This is a genomic window from Serratia ficaria (genome assembly GCF_900187015.1).
GTDB lineage: Bacteria > Pseudomonadota > Gammaproteobacteria > Enterobacterales > Enterobacteriaceae > Serratia > Serratia ficaria.
Genome location: NZ_LT906479.1, coordinates 1,869,825 through 1,887,550 on the forward strand (window position 1 = coordinate 1,869,825; position 17,726 = coordinate 1,887,550).

A 17,726-nucleotide genomic window follows, 5' to 3' on the forward strand; every position below is an offset into this window, starting at 1 on the left:
AGTAATTATAAATAAATAACGGTCAGAATGTTTGGCTATACCACAGGCCCCCTTACGCGGGGGCCCGTAAACCTAGGCGTATCGCGGGTTGACTCAGCATACGCAGGCGGTTATGGTTCGGACAGTGCGCTTTCTTGTGCATATTTTTTGACATTCTTGCCGGGTTTAACAGAGTCATGGACAAAATTGATCATCATCGCCGTAAATGGCTGGCGCTAGGCGGCGCAGCTATGGGCATAGCGCTGCTCCCTGGGCAGGCGTTCGCCAGTCTTTCTACCGCTCGTCCGCGTATTTTGGTATTGAATAACCTGCATACCGGTGAATCTATTAAAGCCGAGTTTTTCGACGGCAAAGGTTACAATAAAGAAGAGCTGGTGCGGCTTAATCATCTGTTCCGCGATTATCGCGCCAATAAGGTTAAATCGATCGATCCTCGCCTCTTTGACCATCTTTACCGCCTGCAGGGGCTGCTGGGCACCAGCAAGCCGGTGCAGCTGATTTCCGGTTACCGCTCTCTGGACACCAATAATGAACTGCGCGCGCATAGCCGCGGCGTGGCGAAGCACAGCTACCACACCAAGGGCCAGGCGATGGACTTCCATATTGAAGGCGTCCAGCTGAGCAATATCCGCAAAGCGGCGTTAAAAATGCGCGCCGGTGGTGTAGGATATTACCCACGTAGCAACTTTGTACACATCGATACCGGCCCGGTACGGACCTGGTAATCGCCTGTGCCGATAGGTGAACAGCGCCAGCCCGTGGGGTATGGCGCCGTTGTCGTTGTTGGAGCCTTATGAAATACCACATTATTCCCGTTACCGCCTTCAGCCAGAACTGCAGCCTGATCTGGTGCGAGCATAGCCAACAGGCGGCGCTGGTCGATCCCGGCGGCGAAGCGGAAAAAATCAAAGCTGAAGTGGCGAAGCAGGGCGTGACAATTTCGCAGATCTTGCTGACTCACGGCCATCTCGATCACGTTGGCGCCGCCGCTGAGCTGGCCGAACACTATCAGGTGCCGATCTACGGGCCGGATAAGGAAGACGCCTTTTGGCTGGATGGCCTGCCGGCGCAGAGCCGAATGTTTGGCCTGGAAGAGTGCGCGCCGCTGGCGCCCAACCGCTGGCTGGCCGAAGGCGATGAGGTGCAGGTCGGCGAGATGCATTTCAAGGTGCTGCATTGCCCTGGCCATACCCCGGGTCACATTGTCTTCATCAATGAGCAGGCGCGGCTGGCGCTGGTGGGCGATGTGCTGTTTAACGGCGGCGTCGGCCGCAGCGACTTCCCGCGCGGCGACCATCAGGCGCTGATCGACTCCATTCGCACCAAGCTGTTGCCGCAGGGCGACGACATGGCCTTTATTCCGGGCCATGGCCCGATGTCGACCTTCGGCCATGAGCGCCAGACCAACCCGTTCCTGCAGGAAGAACCGCCGGTTTGGTAACGGTTATTTCCCGGCAGAAATAACGAGGGGCGCATTGAGCGCCCCTTTTCTTGGCTGCCGCGCGGCGATTGTCAGAGCACGGCGACGATGGCTTCACACAGCGGCGCCATGTTGTCCGGCGTCATGCCGGCAACGTTGACGCGGCCGGAGTTTACGGCGTAGACGCCGAACTCTTCACGCAGGCGCAGCACCTGTTCTTTGGTCAGGCCGCTGAACGAAAACATGCCGTTCTGGTTGATGATAAAGCCGAAGTCTTGCTGTGCGCCTTTCTCTTGCAGCGTGTTCACAAACAGCTGCCGCATGCGGTGGATGCGCTGACGCATATCGGTCAGTTCCTGCTCCCACAGCGCGCGCAGCGCGTCGTTGCTCAGGATGGTGGCGACCACCGCTGCGCCATGAGACGGCGGGTTAGAGTAGTTGGCGCGGATCGCCGCCTTCACCTGGCTGAACGCGCGGTCAGCGGTTTCCGCATCGGCGGCCACGATGGTGCAGGCGCCGACGCGCTCATTGTACAGGCCGAAGTTCTTCGAGTACGAGCTGGCGACGATCAGTTCCTGATGCTTGGCGGCGAAAATGCGCAGCCCTTCGGCATCTTCTTCCAGGCCCTTGGCGAAGCCCTGATAGGCGAAGTCGAACAGCGGCAGCCAGCCGTTGGCCACGGAGAGCTCAGCCAGCTGGGCCCACTGCTCGGCGGTAGGGTCGATGCCGGTCGGGTTATGGCAGCAGCCGTGGAACAGCACCACGTCGCCCGCCTGCGCCTGTTTCAGGCTATTGAGCAGGCCGTCGAAGTCCAGCGCGTGGTTGGCGGCGTCATAGTAGGCGTATTCCAGCACTTCCAGGCCGACTGCGCCGAAGACGTTTTTATGGTTCGGCCAGCTTGGGTTGCTGATCCAAATGCGCTTGGCGCTGGTCTGGTTGGCGATAAAGTCAGCCGCTACGCGCAGCCCGCCGGTGCCGCCAGGCGTTTGCGCGGTGCGTGCGCGCTTGTCGGCGACGATCGGGCTCTGTTTGCCGAACAACAGCTCTTGCGTGCAGCTGGCGAAAGCCGGGATGCCCTCAATGCCGAGATAATTCTTGGTGGTCTCATTTTCCAGCAGATACTGTTCAGCTTTTTTTACGCTGGTCAGCACCGGGGTTTTGCCGGTTTCATCTTTATAAACGCCAATCCCTAAGTTGATTTTATTTGGGCGGGCGTCGGCGCGGAAAATGTCGGTCAGGCCCAGGATCGGGTCGGCGGGTGCGGCAGTGATTTTTTCAAACATGTCAGGTGCTTCCAAATCTCGGAGTTAAGCAGACAGAGGCATCAGGGTAGCGCCAGTTTTCGGCTTTGCCAACCGTTTGCGACAAAAACACCGCGATGTTGCGAAGGCGGCGCATTAGGCAGGAAAAATGATGGGGAAGGGCAAATCGGCAGGATAAAAATTCACGCATGGCGTAAAAACAAAAACAGGGCCGAAGCCCTGTTTTTTTAACTTGTCCGACGGTGAGCCGCCGTTAAGCGACAGCTTAGAACTGGTAAACCAGGCCTACACCAACGATGTCGTCGGTAGCGATTTTGTTAGCCTTGGTGAATTCGTTCTCGTCCAGCAGGTTGATTTTGTAATCAACGTAGGTGGACATGTTTTTGTTGAAGTAGTAGGTAGTACCAACAGAAACGTATTTAACCAGGTCAGCGTCGCCGCCGGCGAAGCGAGAGCCGTTAGCGGTGCGGCCAGCCAGGTCTTTACCTTTCGACTGCAGGTAAGACACTTCTGGGCGCAGACCGAAGTCGAACTGATACTGTGCGGTCAGTTCGAAGTTCTGAGTTTTGTTGGCGATGGTGTTATCAGCTTCGCCGTATGGGGTCATGTTGCGGGTTTCGGCATACATGGCGGCCAGGTAGACGTTGTTGGCGTCGTATTTCGCGCCCACGGTCCATGCGTCGGCCTTGTCGCCTTTGGCGGTAGACAGATTAGTCTGATCGTCGGTACGGTCGGAAGACGCGTATGCGGCACCGAAGCTTACGCCTTCGCCGATGTCATAAGTTGAAGAGATACCCCAACCGTCGCCGTTTTGTTTCTTCAGAGCGCGGCTGTCGTTCTCGTTTTTACCCTGGTACTGAACGGCGAAGTTCAAACCGTCAACCAGACCGAAGAAGTTGTTGTTACGGTAGGTCGCAACGCCGTTGGTACGGCCGGTCATGTAGTTGTCGGTGATGGTGTAGGTATCGCCACCGAACTCTGGCAGCATATCGGTCCAGCCTTCCACGTCGTACAGTACGCCGTAGTTGCGGCCGTAGTCGAATGAGCCGTAGTCAGCGAATTTCAGACCCGCGAAGCCCAGACGAGTCTTGGTGCCTTCGGTGCCCTGAGATTCAGCGTGGTTAGCCTGAACGTTGTATTCCCACTGGCCGTAACCGGTCAGTTGGTCAGTAATTTGGGTTTCACCTTTGAAGCCGAAACGAACATAGGTCTGATCGCCATCATTTTCTGTGTCGTCGGAGAAGTAGTGCAGACCGTCAACTTTGCCGTACAGATCCAGCTTGTTGCCGTCTTTGTTGTAGATTTCAGCTGCGTTTGCTGCACCAGCAGCTAACAGAGCCGGGATTACCACTGCAAGAATGTTGCGCTTCATCATTATTACCCTCATTGGTGTTATTCGGACACCTTTGCCACTGCCGCCAATAATTCTTTTGAACTATTGTTGATAGATTGGTGTCGTCCTGTGTCTGAACGCAGTGTTCCATTCAGCGGCGGGTTAATCTAGAACGAAAATGCTACGAATATACTAATGCGGTTTCAAAAAGAAAGTATTTGTAACAATATGTAATATTCAGGGAACTTTGTGACGGACGTCAATATTAAAAAATGCGAAAGGCCAGCAGAGCTGGCCTTTGTTTTGTAACAAAATCGGTTAAAAAAAGTTTAAACTGATTAATTAGAAGCTTGCATTACGTGGCGTACGCGGGAACGGGATGACGTCGCGCACGTTTTGCACACCGGTCACATAGGCGATTAAACGTTCAAAGCCCAGGCCGAAACCGGCATGAGGAACGGTGCCGTAGCGACGCAGGTCGCGATACCACCAGTAATCTTCCTTATTCAGCCCCATGGCTTCCATGCGTTGATCCAGCACGTCCAGACGCTCTTCGCGCTGAGCTCCGCCGATGATCTCGCCGATACCCGGCGCCAGCACGTCCATCGCCGCCACGGTTTTGCCGTCTTCGTTCATGCGCATGTAGAAGGCTTTGATGTCTTTCGGGTAGTTCTTCACCACCACCGGCGCCTTGAAGTGTTGTTCCGCCAGATAGCGCTCATGTTCGGACGACAGATCGATGCCCCAGGAAACCGGGTTTTCGAAGGTCTGGCCGGAGGCGATCAGGATCTCTACCGCCTCGGTGTAGTCCACCTGGGCGAAATCCGATGACACGAAACGTTTCAGACGATCGATAGCGTCTTTGTCTACGCGCTCGGCAAAGAACTGCATGTCGTCCATACGCTCATCCAGGACCGCCTGGAACACGTATTTCAGCATCTTCTCCGCCAGTTCGGCGATGTCGGCCAGGTTGGCGAAGGCGATTTCCGGCTCGATCATCCAGAACTCCGCCAGGTGGCGGCTGGTGTTGGAGTTTTCGGCGCGGAAGGTGGGGCCGAAGGTATAGATTTTTGACAGGGCGCAGGCATAGGCTTCGCCGTTCAACTGACCGGACACGGTCAGGAAGGCCTCTTTGCCGAAGAAGTCTTCGCTGAAGTCGACGGCGCCTTTATCGGTGCGCGGCAGGTTTTCCAGATCCAGCGTCGAAACGCGGAACATCTCGCCGGCGCCTTCGGTATCGGAGGCGGTGATCAGCGGGGTAGAGACCCAGAAGAAGCCGTTCTCGTGATAGAAACGGTGAATGGCCTGAGCCAGAGTATGGCGCACGCGCGCCACGGCGCCGATCAGGTTGGTGCGCGGACGCAGGTGCGCCACTTCACGCAGGTACTCGATGCTGTGGCGCTTGGCCGCCATCGGGTAGGTGTCCGGATCGTCAACCCAGCCGACCACCTTGATGGCGGTGGCCTGCAGTTCGAAACTCTGGCCTTCGCCCGGAGACGCGACGACTTTACCTGTCACTTCCACCGAGCAGCCGGTGGTCAGGTGCAGCACTTCATCCTGATAATTCGGCAGAGAATTATTAACGACGGCCTGTAACGGATCAAAGCAGGAACCGTCATAGACGGCCAGGAAGGAGATGCCAGCTTTAGAATCTCTCCGGGTACGTACCCAGCCGCGCACGGTGACTTCACTGTCAACCGCAGCACGACCTTGCAGTACGTCGACTACAGGCACTACGCTCATAGATTTCTCTCTTTAATATTTGGTTTAGAAATAGCTTACAACCCAAGAATATGGGGATGATTGCTATGTTACTTGCCGCGGTGCAGAGCACAAGCAGAAATCGCCGGATTGGCGCAACATTTCTCGGCGTCGGGTAAAAAGGGCGCAGACAGGCGCAGGTAAAGAAAAAGCCGGCGCGGTGATCCGGCCGGCTTTCTTTATATAAGGGAACCTCAGCTGGCTTTTTTCACCAGCGGCAGGTCAAAGGCTTTGCGCAGGGCTTTCACGAAGGCCTGATCCTGACAGATGGTTTTACCCGGGCTGTCGGACAGCTTGGCCACCGGCTTGCCTTTGCACTCGACCAGTTTGATCACGATATTCAGGGGCTTGACGCCCGGGATATCGCAGGTCAGGCGCGTGCCGATGCCGAACCCCAAATTGATGCGCCGATAGAAGCGGCGGTACAGCGCCAGCGCCTTGTCCAGATCCAGGTTATCCGAGAACACCAGGGTTTTGCTCATCGGGTCGATGCCGAGCTTCTGATAGTGGGCGATGGCTTTCTCGCCCCACTCGAACGGATCGCCCGAATCGTGACGCAGCCCCTGGTAGCGCTGGGCGAACTGCAGGCCGAAATCGCGCAGGAAGGCGTCCATGGTGATGCAGTCGGTCAGCGCGATGCCGAGCTGCTCCGGGTATTCATCCAGCCAGGCCTGCAGCGCGGCGCGCTGGCTGTTGGCCAACACCGGGCTGATCTGTTGATGGGCCTGGAACCACTCGTGCGCCTGGGTGCCGACCGGCGCCAGAGCCAACTGATGCGCCAGATCGTAATTGCTGGTGCCGACCAGATACGGGAATTCCGCTTTCAGGGTGCTGACGATCGCCTGCTGCACGCCCTGCGAGAAACGGCGGCGCGTGCCGAAGTCCATCAGCTTGAAACGCGAGAGATCCAGATCGCCGGCCAGCGTTTTGAATTGCGTCAGCTTGCTGCGCAGATGGGCGACGGCCAGCTCCGGGGTGACCTCCGGCGAACGGTGGCGGTGCACCACTTCGCTGATCACCGCCAGCAGCGGCACCTCCCACATGATCACCTCGCGCCACGGCCCGGCGATGCGGATCTGCAGCTTGCCGTCGCGGTTATCGATGGTCACCTGTTGCGGGTCGTAGCGAAAATCCCGTAGCCAGTTCAAATAGTCCTGGCGGAAGAAGGGCAGCCCCGAGAGGTAGGCGAACTCGGCGTCGGTCAGCGCCAACTGGCTCATCAGCGCGACCTGCGCACGGATCTCGTCGGCATATTCTCCCAGCAACTCGTCGCTGCGGCAGCGGAATTCCGCCGCAACGCTGATTGCGGGATAGCGATGGAACACTGCTTGCTGCATATGAAGCTTATAAGCGTCAGTATCAAGCAGTGATGTCAAAATCGGGGAGGCGTATTGAGTCATAGCGCGTTACAGCATCCTCGTCAGGCGCGTGTCCAAATCCGGATAATCATAAAAAAGTCGGGGGAGTATACCCGGATTATCCTGTTATTGAAGCTGCATCACACCACAAATCACCGGAGCGGGTCGAGGATTAAACGTGCCTTTATGGCGGCTTGCTTGCGGGATGGCGACAGAAAAGCCAGATAAGCCTGTAAGGTGAATGACTTAGCCTAATTAGTCATAAAAATTATAATGTTAATTATTTTAAACAACAATTCAGATAAAACCGCTCAGGGTATGCACGCTCACCCGGTTCTTGCCGTTTCTCTTGCAAAAATAGAGCGCTTCGTCCGCCCGTTTGATAGCGCCTTGCAGCGTCGAAAACGCGTTGACCTGGGCAATGCCGCAGCTGGTGGTGAAACGCACCTGTTGCCCGTTGGCCAGCGTCAGGCTGAGGCGATGCGTGCGCTGCCTGAGCTGTTCCATAATATTGCGCGCATTCTCCAGCGTGCAGTTGCCCAGGATCACCGCGAACTCCTCGCCGCCGTAACGGCAAAAAATGTCGCTGGCGCGAAACGCCTGCTGCAGCAGGCGGCCGAACGCCACCAGCACCTGATCGCCGACGTCGTGGCCGTAGCTGTCATTGAGGCTTTTGAAGTTATCGATGTCGATCAGGCAGAAGGCCAGCGGGTAGCTGCCGCTGGCCAATAGCTCGCACTCGAGGAAAAACTTGCGCCGATTATAGATGTTGGTGAGCGGGTCGAGGAATGACGATGCCTCGAGCTCTTTAATCAGCAGCTGTTTCTCGCTCTCCAGCGACACCTTGTCCAACTGGTACTGCCGCAGCTGCTGAATGGCGTCGCTGATGGCGATCAGCTCCTGGCTATAGAACACCTCGTTGCGATCGATGTTCATATTGCCGCGCGCCAGCCGGGCAATATTATTGTGGGTCTTGGTCAGCCAGCGGTTGATATTTGAACAGAACACCAGCGACGGCAGCAAAATAAGCAGCGTGATCAGGCAGCCGAGAGAAATCATGCCGTCGATGGCCGTTTGGCTGTCGTAGATTTGGTGCTGCGCGGCGGCGATTTCCATTTCGTAACTGCGTTGGTACAGCCGTTGCGAAAGCGCGCTCAGCTCATCGACATAGCGCTCAATAAAATCGATAGGGTAGTCGGTATGGGTATCGATCGCCGTATACAGCCCGCCGGTGATCTGCGCGAGCCGATCTTTTGAGACCAGCTCGAGCAGCATATTGACGAGGCGGGTGGTTTGCGCATCGTCATAGCTGATTTTCATAAAGATCAGTCGGGTGCTCAGCGCATTCAACACGCCGGTCAGTTGGATCGACTTCAAATAAGCGTCTTTGCGGTCTTGCGGGTTGCGATTGACGTCGATGATTTGATCGGTGAGCTCGGTCAGGGACATGTTGAGCCGGTTGTTCAGCCGAATCGCCTCGAGGAACATAAATGAGTCGGTATCCAGCATGCGGGTATCATAGGTATAGCGATAATAGCTTTTGCTGGTTTGCGAAATATAGTAAGCGCTGTTGATATTGAACAGGTTGGCGTTGGCGTCGTTAACCTGCGAAAGCTGAAGATTGTCGTTGTCCAGCAGCTGTTCCATCAGGCCGATCATCGACAGCGCGGCGATTTTTTGCCGCACGCCCAGCTGCTGTGAAACCCAGGTTTCCAGGTGGGGGCGGATCAGGGCTATTTTGTCGCGCGCCAGTCGATCGGCGGCCTGGCACTGCGCCCGGGTAATCTGCGGATTGATCAGGCTCAGGCGCTTCAGACGGTGCGCCTGCAGCGAGGCCTGAAAGGCTTCGGAAATCTCTTTGGCGCGGTTGATTTTATACAGGGCGAGCTGATTTTCGCGATAATCGGCGTGGGCTTCCAACAGCTCATCGGCAATAAAGATGGCGAACGACGACATCAAGCAGAAGGTGAAAAAATAGATAAAGTATTTAACTTTCATATCGCCGAACATCCCTAAGCCTGATCGTTCAATTATAACATCGCGCCGTCCGCGCCGCCTTAACTATACCCCGTGGCGGCGCCGCGCCGGATTTAGCATTAAATGCTGATTTTCAAGTCCGGGGCGGTCGACAGGACTGACGGGGCGCGCCGGTTTACGATCCGCCTCTGATTTCTCCGCTTCGGCGGCCTGCCATCTCTGGGTTTTTTACGCAGCTGTGATACAGTTTATTTACAATCGGGTCCATCGGCCAAACCGCGAAGCGATGCGCATCAGGGCATTGGCGGATGATGACGGCCTGGCACCTGTAACTCACTGAGACGTCGAAGGGTTTTTATGACACAACAGCCACAGGCGAAGTATCGCCACGATTATCGCGCGCCAGATTACACCACCACCGATATCGATTTGGATTTCGATCTGGACGCAGAGACCACCCGGGTTACCGCCGTCAGCAAAATCAAACGCCAGGGCGCCGCCGGTGCGCCGCTGGTGCTGAACGGTGAAGACCTGACGCTGGTGAGCATTCAGGTTGATGGCCAGGCGTGGAGCGCCTACCGTCTGCAGGATAACCAGCTGTTGATTGATGAGTTGCCAGCACAATTTACTCTCACCATCGTTAATGACATTCATCCGGCGAAAAATACCGCGCTGGAAGGCCTGTACCTGTCCGGTGAAGCGCTGTGCACCCAATGCGAGGCCGAAGGCTTCCGCCACATTACCTATTATCAGGATCGTCCGGACGTGCTGGCGCGCTTTACCACCCGCATTACGGCCGATAAAGCGCGCTATCCGTTCCTGCTGTCGAACGGCAACCGGGTGGGCCAGGGCGAACTGGACCATGGCCGCCATTGGGTGCAGTGGCAGGATCCGTTCCCGAAACCTTGCTATCTGTTTGCGCTGGTGGCCGGTGACTTCGACGTGCTGCGCGACAGCTTCACCACCCGTTCCGGCCGCGAAGTGGCGCTGGAGCTGTTCGTTGACCGCGGCAATCTGGATCGCGCCGATTGGGCGATGACGTCGCTGAAGAACTCGATGAAGTGGGATGAAACCCGCTTTGGGCTGGAATACGATCTCGACATTTATATGATCGTGGCGGTCGATTTCTTCAACATGGGCGCGATGGAGAACAAAGGGCTAAACATCTTCAACTCCAAGTACGTGCTGGCGAAGGCGGAAACCGCCACCGACAAGGATTATCTGAATATCGAAGCGGTGATCGGCCACGAATATTTCCACAACTGGACCGGCAACCGCGTGACCTGCCGCGACTGGTTCCAGCTCAGCCTGAAAGAGGGGCTGACGGTATTCCGCGATCAGGAGTTCAGCTCCGATCTGGGTTCGCGTTCGGTCAACCGCATCGATAACGTGCGCGTGATGCGCGGCGCGCAGTTCGCCGAAGACGCCAGCCCGATGGCGCACGCCATCCGCCCGGATAAAGTGATCGAAATGAACAACTTCTACACCCTGACGGTGTATGAGAAAGGATCCGAAGTGATCCGCATGCTGCACACCCTGCTGGGCGAAGCGAATTTCCAGAAAGGGATACAGCTGTATTTCGAACGCCACGACGGCAGCGCGGCTACCTGCGATGATTTCGTTCAGGCGATGGAGGACGCGTCCAATGTCGATCTGTCGCTGTTCCGCCGCTGGTACAGCCAGTCCGGCACGCCGCTGCTGACGGTGCGCGATGACTACGACGCCGAAAATCAGCAGTATCGCCTGTTCGTCAGCCAAAAAACCGCGCCGACCGCCGATCAGCCGGAAAAACTGCCGCTGCATATTCCCTTGGATATCGAACTGTACGACAGCGAAGGCAACGTCATTGCGTTGCAAAAAGACGGTGCGCCGATCGGTAACGTGCTGAACGTGACCGAAGCAGAGCAAACCTTCGTGTTCGACGGCGTGGAGCACAAGCCGGTGCCGTCGCTGCTGCGCGAGTTCTCGGCTCCGGTGAAGCTGGACTATCCGTACAGCGATCAGCAGCTGACCTTCCTGATGCAGCATGCGCGCAACGAATTCGCCCGTTGGGATGCGGCGCAGAGCCTGCTGGCGACCTACATCAAGCTGAACGTGGCCAAACATCAGCAGAAACAGCCGCTGTCGCTGCCGCTGCACGTGGCCGACGCGTTCCGCGCCGTGCTGCTGGATGAACAGCTGGATCCGGCGCTGGCGGCGCAGATCCTGACGCTGCCGTCGGAAAGCGAGGTTGCCGAACTGTTCGCCACCATCGATCCGGAAGCGATCGCCGCGGTGCACGAAGCGATCGTTCGCTGCCTGGCGAAGGAAATGGCCGACGAGTGGCTGGCGGTGTATTACGCCAACCGGACCGACGGTTACCGCGTGGAGCACGGCGAGATCGCCAAGCGCGCCCTGCGCAACGTTTGCCTGGGCTACCTGGCCTTCGGTGAAGACGTGGCCTTGGCCGACAAGTTGGTGAGCGAACAGTATCGTCAGGCGGATAACATGACCGACTCGCTGGCGGCGTTGGCCGCGGCGGTGGCGGCTCAGCTGCCTTGCCGCGACGCGCTGCTGGCGGCGTTCGATGAGCGCTGGCATCAGGATGGCCTGGTGATGGACAAATGGTTCGTGCTGCAGGGCAGCAGCCCGGCGGCGGACGTGCTGAGCAAGGTGCGCGCACTGTTGCAACACCGTTCGTTCAGCCTGAGCAACCCGAACCGCACCCGCTCGCTGATTGGCGGCTTCGCCTCCGGCAATCCGGCGGCGTTCCATGCCGCCGACGGCAGCGGTTACCAGTTCCTGGCGGAAATCCTCAGCGATCTCAACCAGCGCAACCCGCAAATCGCCGCGCGCCTGATCGAACCGTTGATCCGCCTGAAACGCTACGACGCCGGCCGTCAGGCGCTGATGCGCAAAGCGCTGGAACAGCTGAAGGGGTTGGAAAACCTGTCCGGCGATCTGTACGAGAAGATCAGCAAGGCGCTCGACGCGTAAATCACGCTCTCGACGAGAAAAAGGGACGGCATCCGCCGTCCCTTTTTTTAATTCATCGCCCGCTGCGACGCGGCTACCGAGGTCGGCGGCGACAATACCCGCTCCAGCACCTCGGCCTCCAGCTCGGCCAGCCTGGCCGAACCTTTGCGGCGTGGCCGCGGCAAATCGATCGCCAGATCCAGGCCGATGCGGCCTTCCTCAATCAGGATCACCCGGTCCGCCAACGCGATGGCTTCGCTCACGTCGTGGGTGACCAGCAACACGGTAAAGCCGTGCTGTTGCCACAGATTTTCAATCAGCCCCTGCATCTCGATGCGAGTCAACGCATCCAGCGCGCCCAGCGGTTCGTCCAGCAGCAGCAGGCGGGGGCGGTGGATCAGCGCGCGGGCCAGCGCCACCCGCTGTTTTTGGCCGCCGGACAGCGCCGCCGGCCACTCGTTGGCCCGATCCGCCAGGCCGACGGCGTCCAGCGCCTGCAGGGCGTTATCGCGCCAATGACCGCGCAGGCCGAGGCCGACGTTGTCGATGACCTTTTTCCACGGCAGCAGACGCGCATCCTGAAACATCAGGCGAGTATCTTCTCTGGCGCTGCTGAGCGGGGCGTTGCCGGTCAGCAACGCGCCGCCGCTGGCGTTTTCCAGGCCGGCCATCAGGCGCAGCAGGGTGCTTTTGCCGCAGCCGCTGCGGCCGACCACCGCAACGAACTGCCCGGAGGTGATGCGCAGCTGGATATCGTCCAGCACGGTGCGGTTGCCGTAACGCTTGGCGATGGACTCCAGCGTTACCGGCGTGCCTTGCGAAATACGAGCGGGAAGGGTCATAACGCTTCTCCCTGTTTCAGTTGATAAGCCGGATGCCAGCGCAGCCAGACGCGCTCCAGCAGCTGCGCGCCGACGTCCGCCAGCTTGCCGAGCAGGGCGTACAGCACGATAGCCACCACCACGATATCGGTCTGCAGGAATTCACGGGCGTTCATCGCCAGGTAGCCGATGCCCGAGTTGGCGGAAATGGTTTCGGCGACGATCAGCGTCAGCCACATAAAGCCGAGCGCGAAGCGCACCCCGACCATGATCGACGGCAACGCGCCCGGCAGCACCACCTGGGTAAACAGCCGGAAACCGCTCAGGCCATAGCTGCGCGCCATTTCCAGCAGGCCGCGATCGATATTCTTGATGCCGTGATAGGTATTGAGGTAGATCGGGAACAGCGTGCCGAGCGCCACCAGAAAGATCTTGGCGGATTCATCGATGCCGAACCACAGGATCACCAGCGGGATCAGCGCCAGATGCGGCACGTTGCGGATCATCTGCACCGAACTGTCGAGCAGGCGTTCGCCCCAGCGCGACAGCCCGGTAATAAAACCGAGGATCAGCCCGATGCTGCCGCCGATGCTGAAACCGATCAGCGCGCGCCAGTTGCTGATGGTCAGGTGTTGCCACAGCTCGCCGCTTTTGGTCAGCGTCCAGAAGGCGGTCACCACCGCGCTGGGGGCCGGCAAAATGCGGTTGGACAACCAGCCCGCCTCCACGGAAATTTGCCAGATGACCACCAGCGCCACCGGCAGCGCCCAGGGCGCCAGCCGGTTCAGAATACGTTGCGTGCCGTTTGCCATATCGTTGCTCCTCAGCTCTGTGACACTTTTTGCGGAACGTAAATATTGGCCACCACCTCGCCCTGGGGACGCAGCGGGCGCACCTGCGCCGGCGCGTTGTCCGCCAGGTCGAGATGCGGGAACAGCAGTTCGCCGACGCGGTAGGCCTCTTCCAGATGCGGATAACCGGAGAGAATAAAGGTGTCGATGCCCAGGTCGGCATATTCTTGCATCCGCGCCGCCACCGTCGGGCCGTCGCCCACCAGCGCGGTGCCGGCGCCGCCGCGCACCAGGCCGACGCCGGCCCACAGGTTGGGGCTGATCTCCAGGTTGTCTTTTTTGCCGCCGTGCAGCTCGGCCATGCGCCGTTGCCCGACGGAATCGAAGCGCGCAAAGGCCTGCTGGGCGTTGGCGATGGTTTCATCGTCCAGGTTGGCGATCAGCCGGTCGGCGGCGCGCCAGGCTTCTTCGGTGGTTTCCCGCACGATCACGTGCAGGCGGATGCCGAAGCGCACCTGGCGGCCTTTGGCCGCCGCCTTGGCGCGCACCTCGGCGATCTTTTCCTTTACCTGCGCCGGCGGCTCGCCCCAGGTGAGGTACATCTCTACCTGTTCGGCGGCCAGATCCTGCGCCGCGGCGGAGGATCCGCCGAAATAGAGCGGCGGCCGCGGCTGTTGCACCGGCGGGAACAGCAATTTGGCGCCTTTCACCTGGATATGCTTGCCGTGGAAATCGACGGTTTCCCCTTCCAGCACCCGACGCCAGACCTGCGTGAACTCCGCCGAGGCCTCATAGCGCTCCTCATGATTGAGGTGCAGCCCTTCCGCCGCCAGTTCTTCCGGATCGCCGCCGGTGACCAGGTTAAACAGCGCGCGGCCGTTGGACAGGCGGTCCAGCGTGGCGGCCTGACGCGCCGCCAGGGTTGGCGAGATGATGCCGGGCCGCAGCGCCACCAGGAATTTCAGCCGCTGGGTGACCGGGATAAGCGACGCGGCCACCAGCCAGGAGTCTTCGCAGGAACGGCCGGTGGGGATCAGCACGCCGCCGAATCCCAGGCGGTCCGCCGCCTGGGCAATCTGTTGCAGATAACCGTGATCGACGCTGCGCGCCCCTTCCGAACTGCCAAGGTAGTGGCCGTCGCCGTGGGTGGGCAAAAACCAGAAAACGTTAAGGCTCATCGTCAGTTCTCCAAAATTATTGTGCGCTCGGGCGCCAGATGCGTTGCGAAATGTCTACCTTTATCGGCACCAGGCGATTGGCGTAAAACAGGTCGGCGGTTTGCTGCTGGGCGGCGATGGTGTGCGCATCCAGCGGCTTGATGGCGGTCGGCGGTCGATGATCCAGATAGCTGGCGATCACCTTTTCCGGCAGCCCCATGGCGTTGGCCAGCAACGTAACGCTCTGCGCGCGGTCGCTGCGGGTAAGCGCATCGGCCTGGCTCAGCACCTCCAGCACCTGCCGGATAAAGGCGCCGTTGGCTTCGGCATAAGGGCGCACCGCCAGATAGAAGGAACCGGTTTGATTCAGGTCGGTGCCGTCGCCGAGCACCCGCACGCCGCCCTGCAGCAGCGCGGCGGAATAGTAAGGATCCCAGATCGCCCAGGCATCGACGTTGCCCTGCTGAAACGCGGCGCGCGCGTCGGCCGGGGTCAGGTAGACCGCTTGGATGTCGGTGAATTTCAGCCCGGCTTTTTGCAGCGAGCGCAGCAGCAGGTTGTGCGAGCTGGAGCCTTTCTGGAAGGCGACCTTATGGCCTTTCAGCTCGGCGACGCTTTTTATCGGGCTGTTTTCCGGCACCAGGATCACCTCCGCCTTGGGTTTGGGCGGTTCAACGCCGACATACAGCAGATCGGCGCCGGCGGCCTGGGCGAAGATCGGCGGAATATCGCCGGTGCTGCCCAGATCGATGCTGCCGACGTTCAGCGCTTCCAGCATCTGCGGACCGGCCGGGAATTCGACCCAGCTGATTTTGGTGGCGGGAAAACGCTTCTCCAGCAGCTGGTGGCTTTTCGCCAGCACCAGGCTGACCGATCCTTTTTGGTAGCCGATACGGAACCGGGCCGGATCCTGCGCGCTGGCGGCATTGGCCCAGGCCAGCGACAGCAGGCCCATCAGGGTGGCGGCGCCAAACCAGCGCCGCAGAACAGATCGCTTCATATTGAGGTCCTTTTCCGGAGTGCTTCAGGCGGTCTGTCGGGTCGACAGGGGCAGGGTTACCCTCAGAGAGGGCGGCTTGCGGCGGCCGAGCGCCAGGTAGAAACTCTCCAGCGCCTCCTCCAGCCGCCCGGCGACGCCGTCCGACAGGGTGACGTCTTCGCCGTTGAGCTGCACCTGGCTGTCGTCGGCGAAGACGCCGTGCAGCACTTCCTGCGCCTTCAGCGCCGCCAGCACCGGCTTCAGGGCGTAGTCCACCGCCAGCATGTGCCCGACGGAACCGCCGGTGGCCAGGGGCAGCACCACCTTGTGGTCCAGCGCGCGTTCCGGCAGCAGATCCAGCAGGGTCTTCAAGGCGCCGGAAAATGAAGCCTTATATACCGGGGTGGAAATCAGCAGGCCGTCCGCCTGCGCCAGCTGCTCGGTGAAGGCTTTGATCGCCGGGCTGTTAAAATTGGCGTACAGCAGGTCTTCGGCATCGAAATCGTGCAGGGTATAGGCGATCACCTCTACGCCTTGCTGCCGCAGCCAGTTCTGGCTCAGGGTAAGCAGGCCCGCCGAGCGTGATGGGATGCGTGGGCTGCCGGCCAGTGATATAACGCGCATTGCCACTCCTTATAACTAAATGTTAGGTTTAATTAGAAAATGAACGGGAAGTGTTTTAAAGCTAACAGCAAAGGGGCGGGTTTCTTAAATCTCATTTTTTGATTTTGTTATGCGTAAAAGCGGATTTGCGGCGTTTTCCCTCGGCGCCAAGAAAACGATTGCGTAAAAAGGCCTTTTTTTGCCTTTAATCAATTCCAATTGGTCGGGGGATGCCGGATAATACGCCCCCGGTTTGCAACCGGGAAATCAGGAGAGTCCATGTACTACCCCATCATCAGGAAAGCGTTGTTCCAGCTCGATCCCGAGCGCGCGCATGAATTGACCTTTCGTCAGCTTCGCCGTGTAACCGGCACCCCGTTAGAGTTTCTTGTCCGCCAGTCGGTGCCGACCAAGCCGGTCAGCTGCATGGGGCTGTCGTTTAAAAACCCGTTGGGATTGGCCGCCGGTCTGGATAAAGACGGCGAGTGCATCGACGCGTTCGGCGCCATGGGTTTCGGCCATGTCGAGGTGGGCACCGTGACCCCGCGCCCGCAGCCGGGCAACGACAAGCCGCGCCTGTTCCGGGTGGTGGAGGCCGAGGGGCTGATCAACCGCATGGGCTTTAATAACCACGGCGTGGATAATCTGGTTGAAAACGTTAAGAAATCCCATTTCGGCGGCATTCTTGGGATCAATATCGGCAAGAATAAGGACACCCCGGTTGAACAGGGGAAAGACGATTATCTGATCTGCATGGATAAAGTTTATCCGTATGCCGGTTATATCGCGATTAACATTTCGTCACCAAATACGCCGGGGTTACGATCCTTGCAGTATGGCGAAGCGCTGGACGATCTTTTAGCGGCGATTAAAAATAAGCAGCAGGAATTACATGCGCGCCATCACAAATATGTGCCGGTGGCGGTAAAGATCGCGCCGGATCTTTCTGAAGAAGAATTGATCCAAATTGCCGATAGCCTGGTGCGTCATAATATCGACGGGGTGATCGCCACCAATACCACATTGGATCGTAAACTGATCCAGGGATTAAATTACTGCGAGCAAACGGGTGGCCTCAGCGGGCGTCCGCTGCAGTCGCGCAGCACCGAAGTGATCCGTCGCCTGTCGACCGAGCTGCAAGGGCACCTGCCGATTATTGGCGTGGGCGGGGTGGATTCGCTGACGGCGGCGCGTGAAAAAATGGCGGCCGGCGCCAGCCTGGTGCAAATTTATTCCGGATTTATCTTCCACGGCCCGCGCCTGATTAAAGATATCGTTACCCATATCTAATATTTTTTCTTTCATTTTA

14 protein-coding genes are annotated in these 17,726 nt (G+C 58.6%); 4 read left to right on the forward strand and 10 right to left on the reverse strand.

Features of this window, described 5'->3' with window-relative positions:
• Positions 1-176: 176 nt before the first annotated feature.
• Both CKW09_RS08840 and CKW09_RS08845 read left to right on the forward strand, forming a co-directional pair.
• Complete coding sequence (locus tag CKW09_RS08840) at positions 177-725, forward strand: YcbK family protein (protein ID WP_095096804.1); 549 nt, start codon at positions 177-179, stop codon at positions 723-725.
• A gap of 68 nt (positions 726-793) precedes the next feature.
• Positions 794-1,441 (forward strand): MBL fold metallo-hydrolase, encoded by a 648-nt coding sequence (locus tag CKW09_RS08845; protein ID WP_061798032.1) that lies wholly within the window; start codon positions 794-796, stop codon positions 1,439-1,441.
• A gap of 71 nt (positions 1,442-1,512) precedes the next feature.
• Here CKW09_RS08845 and CKW09_RS08850 read toward each other — a convergent pair whose 3' ends face one another.
• The 5 genes from CKW09_RS08850 to CKW09_RS08870 form a co-directional block, all read right to left on the reverse strand.
• Positions 1,513-2,703: an amino acid aminotransferase gene (locus tag CKW09_RS08850; RefSeq protein WP_061798031.1), complete on the reverse strand. Its 1,191-nt coding sequence runs from the start codon at positions 2,701-2,703 to the stop codon at positions 1,513-1,515.
• A 244-nt stretch (positions 2,704-2,947) separates the two neighbouring features.
• Positions 2,948-4,057, reverse strand: a complete 1,110-nt coding sequence (gene ompC, locus CKW09_RS08855; RefSeq protein WP_061798029.1) for a porin OmpC — start codon at positions 4,055-4,057, stop codon at positions 2,948-2,950.
• Between the two features lie 300 nt (positions 4,058-4,357).
• A complete protein-coding gene (gene asnS / locus CKW09_RS08860) occupies positions 4,358-5,758 on the reverse strand; it encodes an asparagine--tRNA ligase (protein WP_061798028.1) in 1,401 nt (466 codons plus the stop codon).
• 212 nt (positions 5,759-5,970) lie between these two features.
• A complete protein-coding gene (gene pncB, locus CKW09_RS08865; RefSeq protein WP_061798027.1) occupies positions 5,971-7,176 on the reverse strand; it encodes a nicotinate phosphoribosyltransferase in 1,206 nt (401 codons plus the stop codon).
• Positions 7,177-7,431: 255 nt separating this feature from the next.
• On the reverse strand, positions 7,432-9,132 hold the full coding sequence (locus tag CKW09_RS08870; protein WP_095100087.1) for a GGDEF domain-containing protein: 1,701 nt from the start codon (positions 9,130-9,132) through the stop codon (positions 7,432-7,434).
• Between the two features lie 336 nt (positions 9,133-9,468).
• Between CKW09_RS08870 and pepN the strand changes: the two genes are divergently transcribed.
• Positions 9,469-12,087: an aminopeptidase N gene (pepN, locus tag CKW09_RS08875; protein ID WP_061798026.1), complete on the forward strand. Its 2,619-nt coding sequence runs from the start codon at positions 9,469-9,471 to the stop codon at positions 12,085-12,087.
• A gap of 47 nt (positions 12,088-12,134) precedes the next feature.
• Here pepN and ssuB read toward each other — a convergent pair whose 3' ends face one another.
• The 5 genes from ssuB to ssuE all read right to left on the reverse strand — a co-directional run bounded on the left by ssuB (position 12,135) and on the right by ssuE (position 16,438).
• Positions 12,135-12,908 (reverse strand): aliphatic sulfonates ABC transporter ATP-binding protein, encoded by a 774-nt coding sequence (gene ssuB, locus CKW09_RS08880; RefSeq protein WP_061798025.1) that lies wholly within the window; start codon positions 12,906-12,908, stop codon positions 12,135-12,137.
• A complete protein-coding gene (ssuC, locus tag CKW09_RS08885; RefSeq protein WP_095096808.1) occupies positions 12,905-13,699 on the reverse strand; it encodes an aliphatic sulfonate ABC transporter permease SsuC in 795 nt (264 codons plus the stop codon). The genes ssuB and ssuC overlap by 4 nt, the downstream gene beginning before the upstream one ends.
• Before the next feature lie 11 nt (positions 13,700-13,710).
• Positions 13,711-14,856 (reverse strand): FMNH2-dependent alkanesulfonate monooxygenase, encoded by a 1,146-nt coding sequence (ssuD, locus tag CKW09_RS08890; protein ID WP_061798022.1) that lies wholly within the window; start codon positions 14,854-14,856, stop codon positions 13,711-13,713.
• A gap of 16 nt (positions 14,857-14,872) precedes the next feature.
• On the reverse strand, positions 14,873-15,790 hold the full coding sequence (locus CKW09_RS08895) for a sulfonate ABC transporter substrate-binding protein (RefSeq protein WP_231922156.1): 918 nt from the start codon (positions 15,788-15,790) through the stop codon (positions 14,873-14,875).
• 69 nt (positions 15,791-15,859) lie between these two features.
• The gene (gene ssuE / locus CKW09_RS08900; RefSeq protein WP_061798020.1) at positions 15,860-16,438 is read right to left on the reverse strand and encodes an NADPH-dependent FMN reductase; all 579 of its coding nucleotides are present in this window, start codon (positions 16,436-16,438) and stop codon (positions 15,860-15,862) included.
• 258 nt (positions 16,439-16,696) lie between these two features.
• Between ssuE and pyrD the strand changes: the two genes are divergently transcribed.
• A complete protein-coding gene (pyrD, locus tag CKW09_RS08905; RefSeq protein WP_095096814.1) occupies positions 16,697-17,707 on the forward strand; it encodes a quinone-dependent dihydroorotate dehydrogenase in 1,011 nt (336 codons plus the stop codon).
• Positions 17,708-17,726 lie beyond the last annotated feature (19 nt).